The 15,789-nt window shown below is 36.9% G+C and carries 11 protein-coding genes; 5 read left to right on the forward strand and 6 right to left on the reverse strand.

The features are described from left to right. Positions 1-17: 17 nt before the first annotated feature. Entirely contained in the window at positions 18-2,927 is a 2,910-nt protein-coding gene (gene infB / locus WEEVI_RS06710) for a translation initiation factor IF-2 (RefSeq protein ID WP_013598396.1), read from the forward strand. Positions 2,928-3,078: 151 nt separating this feature from the next. On the opposite strand, the gene glyA is transcribed toward infB, so the two are convergent. Continuing rightward, a complete protein-coding gene (gene glyA, locus WEEVI_RS06715) occupies positions 3,079-4,350 on the reverse strand; it encodes a serine hydroxymethyltransferase (RefSeq protein WP_013598397.1) in 1,272 nt (423 codons plus the stop codon). 145 nt (positions 4,351-4,495) lie between these two features. Here glyA and WEEVI_RS06720 point away from each other — a divergent pair, with 145 nt between their 5' ends. Continuing rightward, on the forward strand, positions 4,496-5,548 hold the full coding sequence (locus WEEVI_RS06720; protein ID WP_013598398.1) for an anhydro-N-acetylmuramic acid kinase: 1,053 nt from the start codon (positions 4,496-4,498) through the stop codon (positions 5,546-5,548). 102 nt (positions 5,549-5,650) lie between these two features. Further along, positions 5,651-6,880 carry a bifunctional folylpolyglutamate synthase/dihydrofolate synthase gene (locus tag WEEVI_RS06725; protein ID WP_013598399.1) on the forward strand — a complete coding sequence of 410 codons (1,230 nt, stop codon included), beginning with the start codon at positions 5,651-5,653 and terminating at the stop codon, positions 6,878-6,880. 258 nt (positions 6,881-7,138) lie between these two features. On the opposite strand, the gene clpB is transcribed toward WEEVI_RS06725, so the two are convergent. From clpB to epsC, 3 genes are all read right to left on the reverse strand, one after another. After that, positions 7,139-9,748 carry an ATP-dependent chaperone ClpB gene (gene clpB / locus WEEVI_RS06730; protein WP_013598400.1) on the reverse strand — a complete coding sequence of 870 codons (2,610 nt, stop codon included), beginning with the start codon at positions 9,746-9,748 and terminating at the stop codon, positions 7,139-7,141. A 251-nt stretch (positions 9,749-9,999) separates the two neighbouring features. Further along, positions 10,000-10,908, reverse strand: a complete 909-nt coding sequence (gene cysK / locus WEEVI_RS06740; protein WP_013598402.1) for a cysteine synthase A — start codon at positions 10,906-10,908, stop codon at positions 10,000-10,002. Continuing rightward, positions 10,905-11,678, reverse strand: a complete 774-nt coding sequence (epsC, locus tag WEEVI_RS06745; RefSeq protein WP_013598403.1) for a serine O-acetyltransferase EpsC — start codon at positions 11,676-11,678, stop codon at positions 10,905-10,907. Before epsC ends, cysK begins: the two co-directional genes overlap by 4 nt. A gap of 166 nt (positions 11,679-11,844) precedes the next feature. Between epsC and WEEVI_RS06750 the strand changes: the two genes are divergently transcribed. Together WEEVI_RS06750 and WEEVI_RS06755 are read left to right on the forward strand one after the other, a co-directional pair. After that, the gene (locus tag WEEVI_RS06750) at positions 11,845-12,270 is read left to right on the forward strand and encodes a DUF2147 domain-containing protein (protein ID WP_013598404.1); all 426 of its coding nucleotides are present in this window, start codon (positions 11,845-11,847) and stop codon (positions 12,268-12,270) included. A gap of 94 nt (positions 12,271-12,364) precedes the next feature. After that, complete coding sequence (locus tag WEEVI_RS06755; protein ID WP_013598405.1) at positions 12,365-14,200, forward strand: ABC transporter ATP-binding protein; 1,836 nt, start codon at positions 12,365-12,367, stop codon at positions 14,198-14,200. 1 nt (position 14,201) lies between these two features. Here the strand turns inward: WEEVI_RS06755 and WEEVI_RS06760 are convergent, their stop codons facing one another. Both WEEVI_RS06760 and WEEVI_RS06765 read right to left on the reverse strand, forming a co-directional pair. After that, positions 14,202-15,446, reverse strand: a complete 1,245-nt coding sequence (locus tag WEEVI_RS06760; RefSeq protein WP_013598406.1) for a 3-phosphoshikimate 1-carboxyvinyltransferase — start codon at positions 15,444-15,446, stop codon at positions 14,202-14,204. A gap of 6 nt (positions 15,447-15,452) precedes the next feature. Continuing rightward, positions 15,453-15,779, reverse strand: a complete 327-nt coding sequence (locus WEEVI_RS06765) for a nucleotide pyrophosphohydrolase (RefSeq protein WP_013598407.1) — start codon at positions 15,777-15,779, stop codon at positions 15,453-15,455. Positions 15,780-15,789: the final 10 nt, after the last annotated feature.

Below are 15,789 nucleotides of genomic sequence, written 5' to 3' on the forward strand. Positions count from 1 at the left end.
AAACAGACAGCTTTAATATGCCGGAAACAATTAGATTAAGTAAAGTATTAAAAGAATTGAATATCTCAATAGATCGTGCCATCGACTTTTTGGGAGAGAAAGGGATTTCTGTAGAGAAAAATCCCAATACCAAATTAGAGATGCCGGCCTACGATATTTTGGTCAATGAATTCCGGTCGGATGCAAAACAAAAAGCAGCATCCGAAGAAGTTGTCTTGAATAAAATTGCCGATAAAAAGCTGGTAGAAAAAAAACCTGTAGCCAAGCCTATCGCTAAAGCAGAAACCCCTAAAATGGGAAAAATCGCAACAAATAAAGTTGAGCTTTCTGGGCCAAAAGCAGTAGGGAAAATAGATTTGGATGCACTTCAGGTGAAAAAGCCAAAAACTGAGGAGACACCAAAAACAGAAGAAACACCGAAAGCAAAAGAAGAGGTTGTAGAAGAAAAACCAACCGCTAAAGTGGTGAGTGAAACTGTCGAGTTGCCTCAACCAAAAGTTATCAAAACGATTGATTTGGAACAATTCGAACCGAAATCTTCTAAGAAAAAAGAAGAACCTGCACCAGTGAAGAAAACAAAAGCAGAAGAACCGAAAAAAGAAGAAAAAAAGGTTGTGGAAGAAAAACCAAAAAAAGAAGAACCGAAAGTTCAGCAGGAAGTGCAAGAAACAACTGCAGCAGAAAGCCCAAAAACCGATAAAATTAAAACCGTTTATACGAAATTAGATGGTCCAAGTTTTACGGGACAGAAAATTGATTTATCGCAATTTGACCGTGAAAAGAGAAAAGACGATAAAAAAGGTGACACAAATAGTCGTCAGAAAAGAAAGCGAATCCGAAAAGGAGTAAGACCCGAAGATGTTAAAGCGACAGATAATAAAACTTCTGGAAATAGTAATAGCAATCGCACCAATCAAAATCGTACCAATCAAAACAATACTAACCGCGACAGTCGTCAGGCAGGTGGAAGTCGTTCGAATAACAGACGAAACGATAGAAACCGTGCACCACAAGTAGAGTTAAGCGAGGAAGAAGTTAAAAAACAAATTAAAGACACGCTCGATAAACTTACTAATAAAAGTAAAGGCTCACGAGGGGCAAAACATAGAAGAGATAAACGTAAAGAACGTCGTGAGCTTGCAGAACAACATGAAGAAGCAATGGCAACAGACAAGTCACTTCATGTAACCGAATTTGTAACGGTAAATGAATTGGCGTCGCTTATGGATGTTGCAGTAACAGAAGTTATTGCTGCCTGCATGTCTTTAGGAATCATGGTAACTATGAATCAGCGTTTAGAAGCTGATACCATACAATTAGTGGCAGATGATTTTGGTTTCGATGTAATCTTCACTACAGCAGAAGAAGAACTAAATCTCGAAGAAGAGATTGAAGACAATGAGGAAGATTTAGTAACTCGTGCTCCGATTGTAACGGTAATGGGACACGTAGACCATGGTAAAACTTCATTACTAGATTATGTTCGTAAGACCAATGTAATTGCAGGTGAATCTGGAGGTATTACTCAGCACATTGGAGCATATAATGTAAAGCTTAGTAACGGTAAACGTGTTACTTTCTTAGACACACCGGGTCACGAGGCCTTCACAGCCATGCGTGCACGTGGTGCTCAGGTAACCGATATTGCAATTATTGTAATTGCCGCAGATGATCAGGTGATGCCGCAAACGAAAGAAGCAATTTCGCATGCACAAGCTGCGGGAGTTCCGATTGTTTTCGCTATCAATAAAGTAGATAAACCTACAGCCAACCCCGAGAAAGTAAAAGAGCAATTGGCACAAATGAACTTATTGGTCGAAGATTGGGGAGGTAGCTTCCAATCCCAAGAAATCTCTGCAAAACAAGGGATCGGGATGGATGACTTATTAGAAAAAGTATTGCTAGAGGCAGAAATATTAGAACTTAAAGCAAACCCGAACCGTTTAGCATCAGGAACTGTAGTAGAAGCTTCCTTAGACAAAGGACGAGGCTATGTTACTACAATTCTAGTACAAACAGGTACATTGCGTGTTGGTGATTATATTTTAGCAGGTTACGATCACGGAAAAGTGAGAGCAATGCTCGATGAACGAGGACGTCCTGTTAAAGAAGCAGGCCCTTCTACACCAGTAACTATACTTGGTTTGTCCGGAGCACCGACCGCAGGTGATAAGTTTAGAGTTTATGAAGATGAGCGCGAAGCTAAACAAATCGCAAGCCGTAGAGAACAGCTACAAAGAGAGCTTGCTATCCGTACGCAAAAACGTGTTACTTTAGGAGATATCGGTAGACGAATTGCCTTGGGTGGATTCCAGCAATTAAATGTAATTCTTAAAGGTGATGTGGATGGATCTGTAGAAGCACTAACAGACTCATTGCAGAAACTTTCGACGGAAGAAATCGAAGTTAACATTATCTTAAAAGGAGTAGGGCAAATTACCGAATCGGATATTATGTTGGCAAGTGCATCAGATGCAATTATCATTGGTTTCAATGTTCGGCCAGCTGTTACTGCTCGTGAAATTGCTGATAGAGAAGAAATAGAAATTAGAACATATTCAATCATCTACGACGCAATTAACGATGTGAAAGAGGCAATGGAGGGAATGCTTTCTCCAGAACTAAAAGAACAAATTACCGGTAACGTAGAAGTTCGCGAGACTTTTAAAGTAACTAAAGTAGGAACTATTGCAGGATGTATGGTGTTGGATGGAAAAATCTATCGTACATCTAAAATTAGAGTTATCCGAGACGGTGTTGTAATCCATGAAGGAGAGTTAGCTTCACTGAAACGTTTCAAAGATGATGTGAAAGAAGTTTCGAAAGGATACGAGTGTGGTTTGAATATCAAGAATTTTAACGATATAGTGATCGGAGATATTATCGAAGCGTACGAAACCGTAGAAGTGAAAAAGAAATTGAAATAATCAATTGGTAGTATATAAATTAATAAAAAAGACATTGCAATTGCAATGTCTTTTTTTTAGCAAATCGCATACTCCATAATCAGAGTATATTGGCAGCACAAAAAAATCTCGAAGTCGAAACCCCGAGATTTTCTCTGTATCGTAACATCAATTATAATTTAAACAAAGGACGATCACTCATAAATTTGTTCACTTTATCAGCAATTACTTCTATTTTATCCTCGTCGTCCATATTCATCAAAACATCATCTATAAAACCAGCAACAACTTCCATGTCCCCCTCTTTTAGTCCTCTTGTTGTAATCGCAGCAGTGCCTAAACGGATACCCGATGTTATGAAGGGTGATTTGTCATCAAACGGAACCATATTTTTGTTGCACGTAATTTCTGCTTTTACCAAAGCATTTTCGGCTTGTTTACCAGTGATATTTTTATTGCGTAAGTCAATCAGCATACAGTGGTTGTCTGTTCCGTCAGAAACAATGTGATAATCACGTTTGAGTAATGCTTCTGCCAAAGCTTTTGCATTTTTTACTACTTGTACCACATAATCCATATATTCATCCGACAAGGCCTCTTCAAAAGCTACTGCTTTGGCAGCAATTACATGTTCTAGCGGCCCCCCTTGTGTACCAGGGAAAACAGCAGAATTCAAGATCTGAGACATCATTTTTATTTCTCCTTTAGGAGTTTTTTCACCCCATGGATTTTCGAAGTCTTTCCCCATAAGAATTATACCACCACGAGGTCCTCGTAGGGTTTTGTGTGTTGTTGTAGTTACAATATGGCAATGCGGCATTGGATCATTCAAAATCCCACGAGCAATTAACCCAGCCGGATGCGATATATCTGCCAAAAGTAAGGCGCCAACTTCATCTGCAGCTTCTCTAAATTTTGCATAATCGATATCTCGAGAATAAGCAGAAGCACCACAAATAATTAATTTTGGTTTATGTTCTCGAGCCTTTTCTAACATTGCATCATAATCGATTCTTCCGGTTTCTTTATCAACTCCATAAAATGCTGTTTGATAATTTATACCCGAAAAATTCACCGGGGAACCATGCGTCAAGTGTCCACCGTGCGATAAATCAAAGCCAAGAATTTTATCTCCAGGTTTCAAACATGCTAAATATACCGCAGCATTGGCTTGCGAACCAGAGTGCGGTTGAACATTTGCATAAGCTGCATTGAAAAGTTTTTTTATACGATCAATCGCCAATTGCTCTATTTGGTCCACCACTTCGCATCCTCCATAATATCGCTTTCCGGGATAACCTTCTGCATATTTATTGGTAAGCACAGAACCCATTGCTCTCATCACATTGTCCGAAACAAAATTTTCAGAAGCGATAAGCTCGAGTCCATTTAATTGTCTTTCTTTTTCTTCTTCGATCAAATCGAAAATAATATCTTTTGCCATGTTTGTGTTTGTAAATTTTCTCAAATATAATAAACTTTCGATGGAAAAAGATGGTTGCAGGTAGAAATATAATCAACGCTTTTGTAAGTTTTTTGTAGGAGGAAATACCAAAAAGATTGAAAAGAAATATTTGTAAATTTATTCGATGAAAAAGAAGGTTTTTGGGATTGGTCTAATGTCGGGTACTTCGTTAGACGGTTTGGATGTTTGCTATGTTCGATTTGATGATTATAAAACATTCGAGATTTTGTATGCACAAACAATTCTTTATGAGCAAGAAATGCAAGAACAACTAAAAAAGTGCAAGAACTTTTCTGCCGAAGATTTGCAGGCTTTTGATGTTGTTTACGGCTACTTTTTGGGAAATAAAATAAAGGAATTTATTCAGTTTCACGCTATCGAAGAGTTGGATTTTGTTGCCTCGCATGGGCACACAGTGTTTCATCAGCCCAATAGAAATTTTACCCTACAGATTGGTCACGGTGCTTCTATAAAATCTTTTCTCGATTGTCCGGTCGTATGCGATTTCCGCTCACAAGATGTAATTTTAGGTGGTCAAGGTGCACCTTTAGTGCCTTTCGGTGATATGAATTTATTTTCAGAATATGATGCTTGCCTCAACTTAGGTGGATTTTCGAATATCTCTTTTCAGAAAAATCAACAACGAGTTGCTTTCGATATTTCGCCCTTCAATACAGTTCTCAATTATTTTGCACAGCAATTGAATTACAATTTCGATGAAAATGGTCGTTTAGCCTCAACAGGTAAAATAGAACCGTCTATGTTATCAGAGCTCAATCAATTAGCCTATTATCAACAAACCTATCCAAAGTCCTTAGGCTACGAAAATCTTATTGCTTGGTATTTCCCAATCTTCGAGCGATATGCATTATCTGTTCCCGATTTTTTGCATACTTTTTCGGTTCACGTAGCAGAACAAATTGTACATATAACCCAAGAAAACTCTTTCTCTAGTGTATTGTTGACAGGAGGTGGAGCTTTGAATACTTTTTTTGTTGAGTTGTTACAAACTTCATCGTCTACTAATTTTATCTTACCAGAAAAAAAGATAATCGATTACAAAGAAGCGTTGATTTTTGCATATTTAGGTTGGATGAAATTAGAAGGGAAAGTGAATTGCTTGTCGAGCGTAACAGGAGCAAATATTGATCATTCGAGTGGTGTAATTTACTCTTGATCCTCCTCTGATACTAGAAAACATAAAGGCTTGTTTTCGTATATTTGTACGATGAAAAGAACAATAAAAATCGAATAAATAACTACAAAACCTTGTACTATAATGAAAAGAACCTATACCGAAGCTGTAGAATGGTTGTTTGCTAATTTACCAATGTTTCAACGTGTTGGGCAGTCTGCTTATAAGAAAGATCTAGGCAATATACGAACGCTTTGTTTAGCGTTGAATAACCCTCAAGAGAATTATAAAATAATTCATGTTGCAGGAACAAATGGTAAAGGAAGTACATGTCATATGTTGGCGTCTGTGTTGCAAGAATCAGGGTACAAGGTAGGACTTACGACTTCTCCTCATTTGAAAGATTTTCGAGAAAGAATTCGTGTCAACGGAGAAATATGCACCGAGCAATTTGTGGTAGATTTTATCGAACAAAATGAAGAGCTTATTACATCAATCAATGCTTCTTTTTTTGAGATTGCTATAGCGATGGCTTTTACTTATTTTGCACAAGAAAATGTGCATATTGCAGTGATAGAAACTGGTTTAGGAGGACGGTTAGACTCTACCAATATCGTTCAACCAATTTTATCTGTCATTACCAATATTGGTTTGGATCATACGCAATTCTTGGGGAGTACTTTGGCAAAAATTGCGGCAGAAAAAGCAGGGATTATTAAACCCAATACTCCTGTTGTAATCGGAGAATACGAGCCAGAAACGAAACCAATATTCGTTGAATTTGCCCAAAGAAACAATGCAGAAATTATCTTTGCACAAGAGCAAAAAGCACACGATTTTCAATCAGATTTGAAAGGAATTTATCAGCAAAAAAATATTCAGACCGTGGTAACTGTTTTTAATCAACTCAAGAAATTGGGTATTTCGGTATCAGATAGTGCGCTGGAAAGAGGCTTGTTGCATGTAAGAGAAAATACACATTTGCGTGGGCGCTGGGATGTTCTACAACTAAAAAATCCCATGATTGTTGCCGATACTGCCCATAATCCTCATGGCCTGAAAGAAGTTACTAAGCAACTACAGCAAACAAACTATAGTTCGTTACATTTGGTTATGGGTTTTGTGAGTGATAAAGATGTGAAAGAAATTTTACATTTTTTCCCTGCAAATGTTCAGTATTATTTTTCTCAACCCGATGTGCCCAGAAAACTACACATAGAAGAGCTAAAAAAAATTGTCCCCAAAAACTTATCAGCAAATTATTATCAAACTATTGCAGAAGCGCTGCAAGCAGCTAAAGAAAAAGCCAATGCAAAGGATCTTATATACATTGGTGGGAGTACGTTTGTTGTTGCCGAAGTAATCGATTATTAAACAAAGCTTGTTTTTTTCAAGTCTGATCTCTATTGTGCTTTGAGCCGAATTTCATACCTTTTTTTAGATCGTTAATTACACAAAACATTCAACAATCTTTTATGTCAAAATGGATTGTACTGTAGAAAACCTACATTTCTGTAGTGTTGCATGAGTAGAAACATTATAAAGTTTGCAATGACATCTAGAAAAAATAAAAACCCGTTAACCAAAGTTAACGGGTTCTAACCAACTAAATATAAACTATGAAAAAGAAACTTATTTATTGGTTCTAAAAACCAGCTTATTATCTCCCTGTTTTTCTTCGAAGTAATCAATCAATACCGCATCATTATCTTTTATTTCTCCTTTTAAGATTTCTTTCGATAATTCGTTGAGAACATCTTGTTGGATAACTCTTTTTAGAGGACGTGCACCAAACTGAGGATTATATCCTTTTTGCGCTAAATACGCAGTTGCTTCTGGTGTAATGTCTATGGTTATATCTCGCTGAGCGAGCTTTCTAGCTACGCTGTCCATGTATAAGCCAACAATTCCACTGATTTGATTTTCGCTTAGTGGTTTGAATAGGATGATTTCATCTATACGATTCAAGAATTCTGGTCGGAAACCTTGTTTCAACTCTTCAAAAACTACCTCTTTAGTTTCTTGATAAACAGTCGAAGCATTTTCGTCTGTAATATTTTCGAAACGCTCGAGAATCGTATGCGCACCAAAATTCGATGTCATGATGATAATTGTGTTTTTGAAGTTGATATAACGACCTTTATTATCGGTTAATCGTCCATCATCCAAGACTTGAAGTAAGATATTAAACACATCGGGATGTGCTTTTTCCATTTCATCCAACAAGATAACAGAGTACGGACGTCTACGTACGGCCTCGGTCAATTGTCCTCCTTCATCATACCCAACATATCCTGGAGGTGCACCTACCAAACGAGAAACCGAATGTCTTTCTTGGTACTCTGACATATCAATTCGGGTCATGGCATTTTCGTCATCGAACAGATATTCTGCCAAAGCTTTGGCTAATTCGGTTTTTCCAACTCCTGTTGATCCTAAGAATAAGAAAGATCCGATTGGTTTACCTTCGTCGCTTAATCCTGCTCTAGATCGACGAATTGCGTCGGCTACTGCTTCTATTGCTTCATCTTGTCCTATTACACGTTTGTGCAAATCAGCTTCTAGATGTAGTAATTTTTCTCGTTCACTTTGCATCATTTTTTGTGCAGGAACACCAGTCCATTTCGAAACTACTTCTGCAATATCATCTGCATCTACATATTCTTTTACCAGTTTATTGCTTTTATCTTTCGATAAGTTTTCTTCGGCTTGAGCCAAACGAACTTCTGCATTTTTTAGATCTTCGAATTGGATTTTAGATGCTTTGGCATAATCATATTCGCGTTTTGCACGTTCCATTTGGATTTTCAAGTCATCAATCTCTTTACGAATATTTTGTGCAGCGTCTGCTTTATCTTTTTCGTCTTGCCATTTAGCGTTTAATTGAGCTCTTTCGTCTTGCAAATTGCTCAATTCTTCTTTTAGCAAGTTGAGTTTTCGTTCGTCATTTTCTTTTTTTATAGCTTCAATCTCAATTTCTAGTTGGATGATTTTTCGGTCTAATTTATCCAGTTCTTCTGGTTTAGAATTCATTTCCATTCGAAGTTTAGAAGCTGCTTCATCCATCAAATCAATCGCTTTATCGGGTAAGAAACGATCAGTAATATAACGAGTAGATAGTTTTACTGCCGCAATAATCGCTTCGTCTTTGATGGCAATTTTGTGATGTTGTTCATATTTTTCTTTAATGCCTCGTAGGATAGAAATTGCAGACTCTTCATCGGGTTCATCTACCAAAACTTTCTGGAAGCGTCTTTCGAGTGCTTTATCTTTCTCGAAATATTTTTGGTATTCGTTGAGGGTTGTCGCACCAATAGCTCTTAACTCTCCACGGGCAAGAGCAGGTTTCAGGATGTTAGCAGCATCCATTGCACCTTCACCACCACCGGCACCAACCAATGTGTGAATCTCATCAATAAAAAGAATGATTTCTCCATCAGAAGAGGATACTTCTTTTACAACCGACTTAAGTCGTTCTTCGAATTCACCTTTGTATTTTGCACCGGCAACTAAAGCTCCCATATCTAACGAGAAAATATGTTTGTTGAGCAAGTTTTCGGGTACATCGCCATCGACAATTCTGTGAGCAATTCCCTCAGCAATTGCAGTTTTACCAACACCTGGTTCACCAATAAGAATAGGGTTGTTTTTGGTTCTACGAGACAAAATCTGCAACACTCGGCGTATTTCTTCATCACGACCAATCACAGGATCCATTTTTCCTTCTTTGGCTAATTCGGTTAAGTTTTTTGCGTACTTATTCAGTGCGTTGTACGTTCCTTCTGCGTTTTCTGATGTGATTCTTTCTCCTTTTCTCAATTCTATTGCAATTTTTTTACTGTTATCTAATGTAATTCCTTGATCTTTTAATAATTGACTCGTTGTCGAAATGTTTTCTAATAGAGCAAAAAGTAAATGTTCTACCGAGATATAATCATCGTTCATTTCTTTAGCAATACTTTGTGCGTTAATCAAAATCTGATTACTCTGATTAGATAAATGCATTCCCTGTACACCTTCTACACGAGGAAATTTTTTTATTTCTTCGTAGAGTAATTCGGTGATTCGAGTTACGTTGGCACTTTGTTTCTCGAGAATATAAGTAATAACATTCTCGTCTACATCAAGCATCCCTGCTAATAAATGTGCAGGTTCAATGGCTTGATTTTTATTTTGAGCAGCCAATTGTTGGGCGCTTTGTATTGCCTCCCTAGCTTTTATAGTAAATTGATTAAAATCCATAAGTAAAATGTTTTTGTGTTTTGTTGTTTGTTGTATTGCAAAGGAAATTCCAAAATAAAATTAATGCCAAATTGGCGTTTTTTCATGTTGTTTGTAAAGGATTTTTTTATAAGCATAAGATATTTTAAATATAAAGCATTGATTATCTGCTGCTTGACTCGTTACTTGATGTGTCAAAATGACATAAGAAGCATCTCGAAGGATGCTTTCAAATTTTTGTACATTTTGTTCTCTTGTGTAAAAAAAATCGATCAAAATAAATCATTGATGGATAAATATCGCTCTCCTGTATCGTAATTAAAAGTAAGAATTTTTGTGTTTTTAGGTAATTCTTCTGTTTTTTTTGATACTGCAGCTAAGCTCGCTCCTGTAGATATTCCACCTAATAAGCCTTCTTCTTTCGCTGCTCTTTTTGCAAACTCAAAAGCTTCTTCTTTAGAGACAGCTATTGTTCCGTCGAGTAAATCAACTTCTAGGGTATCCGGTATAAAACCTGCTCCAATTCCTTGCAGAGCATGTGGAGAAGGATTTCCTCCTGCAATCACCGTGGATAAGTCGGATTCTACTGCAAAAATTTGGGTGTTCGGATTTACCTCTTTCAACGCTTTTCCTACACCAGAAATATGTCCTCCTGTGCCGACGCCCGAAATAAAATAATCGAACCCGTCTGGAAAGTCTCGGATAATTTCTTGTGCAGTTGTATGGTAATGTATAGTAGGATTTGCTCTATTCTCGAATTGTTGTGGAATCCAAGCCTTGTCGATGGTTGCATGCAATTCGTGTGCTTTTTCTATTGCTCCGCTCATTCCAAGTTCGCGTGGTGTCAGCACTAATTTTGCACCAAATGCTTCCATAATTTTACGTCGTTCAATGGACATCGATTCGGGCATTGTGATAACCAAATTATACCCTTTTAAGCTTGCTGCAAGGGCCAACCCAACACCAGTGTTTCCAGATGTAGGTTCTATTATGGTGCTACCCGCACTGATAAGTCCTTTTTGCTCGGCGTCTTCTATCATGGCCAGTGCAATACGATCTTTTAGGCTTCCGCCCGGATTTTGACGCTCCAATTTTATCCATACCTCATGACTTGGGAAAAGATTTTTCAGTCGTAAGTGAGGGGTGTTTCCTATTAAATCTAATATATTTTCTGTTTTCATATAGAATAATTGTTGTTGTCGATCTTTTTATTCGGTTTGATGATAGTGGGTTTACTATTCTGATAAACACGATGATGCGGTGGAATGCTTTTCGTAATCCATACATTTCCTCCTATAGTGCAATGTTCACCAATGTGCGTTGTGCCTCCTAAAATTGTAGCTCCTGCATAAATCGTAACATTATCGCCAATGGTAGGATGACGTTTGGTGTTGGATAAATCTTTCGATACATAAAATGCACCCAACGTTACGCCTTGGTAAATTTTCACATTGTTCCCAATCTCTGTTGTCTCACCAATAACAATACCAGTTCCATGATCAATATAAAAATTATGACCAATTTTAGCAGCTGGATGAATATCAATTCCTGTTTGGGTATGGGCAATTTCTGATAATGTTCTCGGTAGGATAGGAATCGATTGATTGTGTAGAAAATGTGCCAAACGATGCACCAAAGTGGCATAATAACCAGGATATCCTAAAATAATTTCTATTTCAGATTGGGCAGCGGGATCATTTCTGTAATATTCATACACCAAAAGTTGTGCATCTTCTCGGATCGTAGGTAAGAAATTTTCATACGCTAGCCTTTGTTTTTCTAGGGTATTTTCTGGGATAATTTTTTCTAATAATGCTACAAAAATATCGATATGTTCTTTTACTTTTACGGCATCCAAACTTGTTGTCCAGAGAATATCTTCAAAAAAATGATCGAGAAAATCGTTAAGCTGTTGCCGACTAAAAGGGAGAGCGTATTTGAAGAAAGGCATGATTATGATAATTTATATTAAGTTAGTTAACAAATGTGAAGTCTTTTGATTGGATTTCTTATCAAAAAAATGTTAAAAATTTATAGTGTAAAGTTTTAAAATAATCTTAGAAAGATTTTCTTAACTCAAAAATTATCCTATATTAGTATTTCTAAAATTAAACACAATGATTAGAACAATCCTTTTTAGTATGCTATTAATGGTTTCGAGCATTTTGGTTGCACAATCCCCAATCGGGAAGTGGAAAACTATCGACGATGAAACCGGTGCAGCAAAATCAATCGTAGAAATTTTCGAGAATAACGGGAAATTATACGGGAAAGTAGTAGAAATACTAACACCAGGAAAACAAAACCTAACGTGTACAAAATGTAAAGGTAACCTGAAAGATAAACCGGTTGTTGGTCTGCAAATTATCCGTGGACTGAAAAAAGACGGGAAAGAGTGGGGCGATGGAGTAATCACAGACCCTGTAAGTGGGAAAGAATACAAAGCAAAATTATCTATGTCTGGAAATAATACTCTTAACGTTAGAGGATATGTAGGGATTTCTCTTATCGGTAGAACCCAAACTTGGACGCGTGTAAAATAACCTTTTTATCAAAAACACAACCACAAAATTAGCCCGTTGTTTATATAAAACAATGGGTTACTTTTTTATAATTTTGCGGTAAATTTACTTTTCTATGAGTTTAGTCAAAAGGGCGCTTGGATATATCAAACCCTATCGCAAAACCTTTATTATAGCTATATTCTTTAGCATTGTATATGCAGTATTTAATGTTATAGCAATGGCTTTTATTATGCCGGTGTTAGGGATTTTGTTTGGCGAAACCAATCAGGCTGTTCTGCAGCCACCTGTTTTTTCTGGTAACATATCCGATTTACAAGCCTATATTTCTCAATATTTTGCTTATTATTCTACCTATTTTGCAGAAGAAAAAGGACCTGTATTTGTGTTGATGCTTTCTTGTGTTGCCTTCATTGTCAGTTTTTTTCTTCGCAATGTGTTCAGCTATTTTGCCGAATATTTCTTGATCGATCTACGCTCGGGCGTAACGCGTGATTTTCGGATTCAGTTACATGATAAGATTTTGGCTTTACCTGTATCGTATTTCACCGAAAAAAGAAAGGGAGATATTCTTAATAGAATTTCGAACGATGTGAATGAGGTCGAAGGCAATATCCTCAATTCTTTGGTAGAAATCCTACGCGCTCCAGTGACGATAATTATTTCTCTAATTGCCTTGTTTACAGTAAGTTTCGAGTTGACTATTTTTGCTTTGCTTGTTTTTCCTATTATGGGAACCTTAATTTCTTTGGTAGGAAAAAGTCTGAAAAGAGCTGCAAGAAATGCACAAAATGAATTGAGTAATATTCTGACCTATGTAGACGAAACAGTAAGTTCTTTACGGATAATAAAAATCTTTAATGCAGAAGATCAAATCAAAAATAGATTCAATACCTCCATCAATCGTTATCGTCGTTATTTGCAAAAAGTAATGAGAAAAAGAGCACTTGCCTCACCTATGAGTGAGTTTTTAGGGGCTGTAACAATTGGTTTGATTGTTTTTTTTGGAGGTAAATTAAGCATCGAAGGAAATGGACTTTCTGGGTCAGAATTCATTTTTTATATTTCAATTTTTTATACCATGCTCGACCCGATAAAACGTTTTTCAAAATCTTTGTCCGATATCCAAAAAGGAGAAGTATCGGCCAAACGAATTTTCGAAGTTTTGGACGCAGATGTTAATATTAGAGACTTGCCTACTTCTATACACAAAGAGAGTTTTAATCACACAATCGAATTCAGAAACGTAACCTTTGGTTATGAGGCTGGTCGTCCGATAATCAAAAACTTTAATCTCACGATCGAAAAAGGTCAAAGTGTAGCAATTGTAGGACAGTCGGGTAGTGGTAAATCGACCATCGCTAGTTTGTTAACTCGTTTTTGGGATACCAATGAAGGAGAAATTTTGATGGATGGCGAAAACATAAAAAATATAAAATTATACGATTACCGTGCGCTTTTTGGTTTGGTGACACAAGATTCTATCTTGTTCAACGATTCGGTTGCCAATAATATTACCTTGGGATCGAATAATGCGAATGAACAACAATTGAGAAATGCAGCACAGGTTGCAAATGCCTTAGAGTTTATCGAAAAATTACCAGAAAAATTTGATGAAATTGTCGGGGAAGGTGGCGGAAAACTTTCGGGCGGACAAAAACAGCGCTTAAGTATAGCACGAGCAGTCTATAAAAATCCTCCGATTATGATACTCGACGAAGCGACCTCTGCACTCGATACAAAATCGGAAAAATTGGTGCAAAATGCCCTAGAAAACATGATGACAAACCGAACCTCTCTTATTATAGCGCATCGTTTATCGACCATTCAATCGGCTGATAAGATTGTGGTAATGGATGCAGGTAAGATAATAGAAGTTGGTACGCATGATAGTTTGCTAGCACAAAAAGGCGTGTATGCAAATCTAGTTGCGATGCAACAATTCGGATAGATTATTGTTGAGCAGTCCTGATAACGAAACCAATCGAAGTCCAATCAGACCAAAAATTTGGATAGGATTTTTTAACAACGTCTGGATCTTTGATAGAAAAAGAATGTAAAATTGCCAAAGGTGCAAAAGCCATTGCCATGCGATGGTCGTTGTAGGTTTCTACGATTAATTCCCTCGATAAATTATTTTCATTATAAGCTGTAATCGATAATTCTTGCTGTGTGATATTTACTTTTGCTCCAAATTTAGACAGTTCATTTTGCAATGCAACTAACCGATCGGTTTCTTTGATTTTCAAGGTTTCTAAACCCGTAAAATGACAGGGGATTTCCAAACCAAGACAAGTCACAGCAAGGGTTTGTGCAATGTCGGGAGTTTGATTTAGATCCAATAATATTTTGGTAGGAAGAGAAAAATCCTTTATCTTTTTTAGGGTCAAACAATTCTTTTCGAAACTAGATTCTACTCCGAAATTTTCCCGATAAATAGTTTGTAGGGCAGCGTCTCCTTGTAGGCTTTTCGCTCGATAATTTTGGATAGTAATTGTAGTTTCGGGTTCAGAAAGCGCTATAAAACTATAAAAATAGGAAGCAGAACTCCAATCCGATTCGATTTCGAAAACTTGAGGTAGAATATTTTTAGAATATGCAACAACTAGTTGATTGTTAGTGAATTCAACTTCGATGCCAACATTTTTCAACAGCTCAACACTCATCATAAGATAAGGAAGAGAAGTTATTTTTCCGATTAGATTAATCGTTAAACCGTTCACCAATTTCGTCCCGATTAAAAGAAGAGCCGTAATGTACTGGGAACTAATATTGGCCGGGATGTCTATTGTCGGTTGTGTGAGTTCTGTACCAGTAATTTTCAGCGGAGGAAAGCCGTCGTTTTCTAAATACTCTATCTCTGCACCTAATTCTTTCAGAGCATCAACAAGAATTTTTATCGGTCGTTCTTTCATTCGTTGAGAACCTGTAAGAATGTGCGTTTCTTTATTCTGTATCGCAAAATAGGCTGTCAAAAAACGCATCGCTGTTCCTGCATGATGAATATCAACTACCTCTTTTTTTTCTTTTAAGGCGTTCTGCATCAATTGTGTATCTTCTGCATTCGAAAGATTCTGAAGATCTAATGCATCATCGAAAAGCGCATTGAGAAGTAAAAGTCGATTGCTCTCACTTTTGGATCCAGTGATTTTTACGGGCGATAATTTGTTCTTTGGCTGGTAAGAAAGATGAATCATCGCTGCTTATTTTAGCTTTTCATTGTTTTTATGTCTATTGTGATCGCGTTTGGTTTTATCGTCTAATTTTTTGTAAAAAGCACTTTCCAAATCAACGCCAGTCTGATTGGCTAAACAAATCGCAACAAAAATTACATCGGCTAATTCCTCTCCTAAATCTTTGTTTTTATCCGATTCTTTTTCCGATTGTTCGCCGTATCTACGCGCAATAATTCGTGCAACTTCTCCTACTTCTTCTGTTAACTGCGCCATGTTGGTTAGCTCATTAAAATACCGAACACCATGTTCTTTTATCCATTGATCAACGTCTTGTTGGGCTTGTTTAAGGCTCATTTTTATTAAT

Source organism: Weeksella virosa DSM 16922 (assembly GCF_000189415.1).
Classification (GTDB): Bacteria; Bacteroidota; Bacteroidia; order Flavobacteriales; family Weeksellaceae; genus Weeksella; species Weeksella virosa.

What these genes read in the sequence shown, in the direction of transcription:
- cysK (WP_013598402.1), bottom strand. Translation starts at nt 10,908, where the DNA reads ATGAAAACAGAAAATATATTAGATTTAATAGGAAACACCCCTCACTTA.
- clpB (WP_013598400.1), bottom strand. Translation starts at nt 9,748, where the DNA reads ATGGATTTTAATCAATTTACTATAAAAGCTAGGGAGGCAATACAAAGC.
- infB (WP_013598396.1), top strand. Translation starts at nt 18, where the DNA reads ATGCCGGAAACAATTAGATTAAGTAAAGTATTAAAAGAATTGAATATC.
- WEEVI_RS06755 (WP_013598405.1), top strand. Translation starts at nt 12,365, where the DNA reads ATGAGTTTAGTCAAAAGGGCGCTTGGATATATCAAACCCTATCGCAAA.
- WEEVI_RS06765 (WP_013598407.1), bottom strand. Translation starts at nt 15,779, where the DNA reads ATGAGCCTTAAACAAGCCCAACAAGACGTTGATCAATGGATAAAAGAA.
- WEEVI_RS06725 (WP_013598399.1), top strand. Translation starts at nt 5,651, where the DNA reads ATGAAAAGAACCTATACCGAAGCTGTAGAATGGTTGTTTGCTAATTTA.
- WEEVI_RS06760 (WP_013598406.1), bottom strand. Translation starts at nt 15,446, where the DNA reads ATGATTCATCTTTCTTACCAGCCAAAGAACAAATTATCGCCCGTAAAA.
- WEEVI_RS06750 (WP_013598404.1), top strand. Translation starts at nt 11,845, where the DNA reads ATGATTAGAACAATCCTTTTTAGTATGCTATTAATGGTTTCGAGCATT.
- WEEVI_RS06720 (WP_013598398.1), top strand. Translation starts at nt 4,496, where the DNA reads ATGAAAAAGAAGGTTTTTGGGATTGGTCTAATGTCGGGTACTTCGTTA.
- glyA (WP_013598397.1), bottom strand. Translation starts at nt 4,350, where the DNA reads ATGGCAAAAGATATTATTTTCGATTTGATCGAAGAAGAAAAAGAAAGA.
- epsC (WP_013598403.1), bottom strand. Translation starts at nt 11,678, where the DNA reads ATGCCTTTCTTCAAATACGCTCTCCCTTTTAGTCGGCAACAGCTTAAC.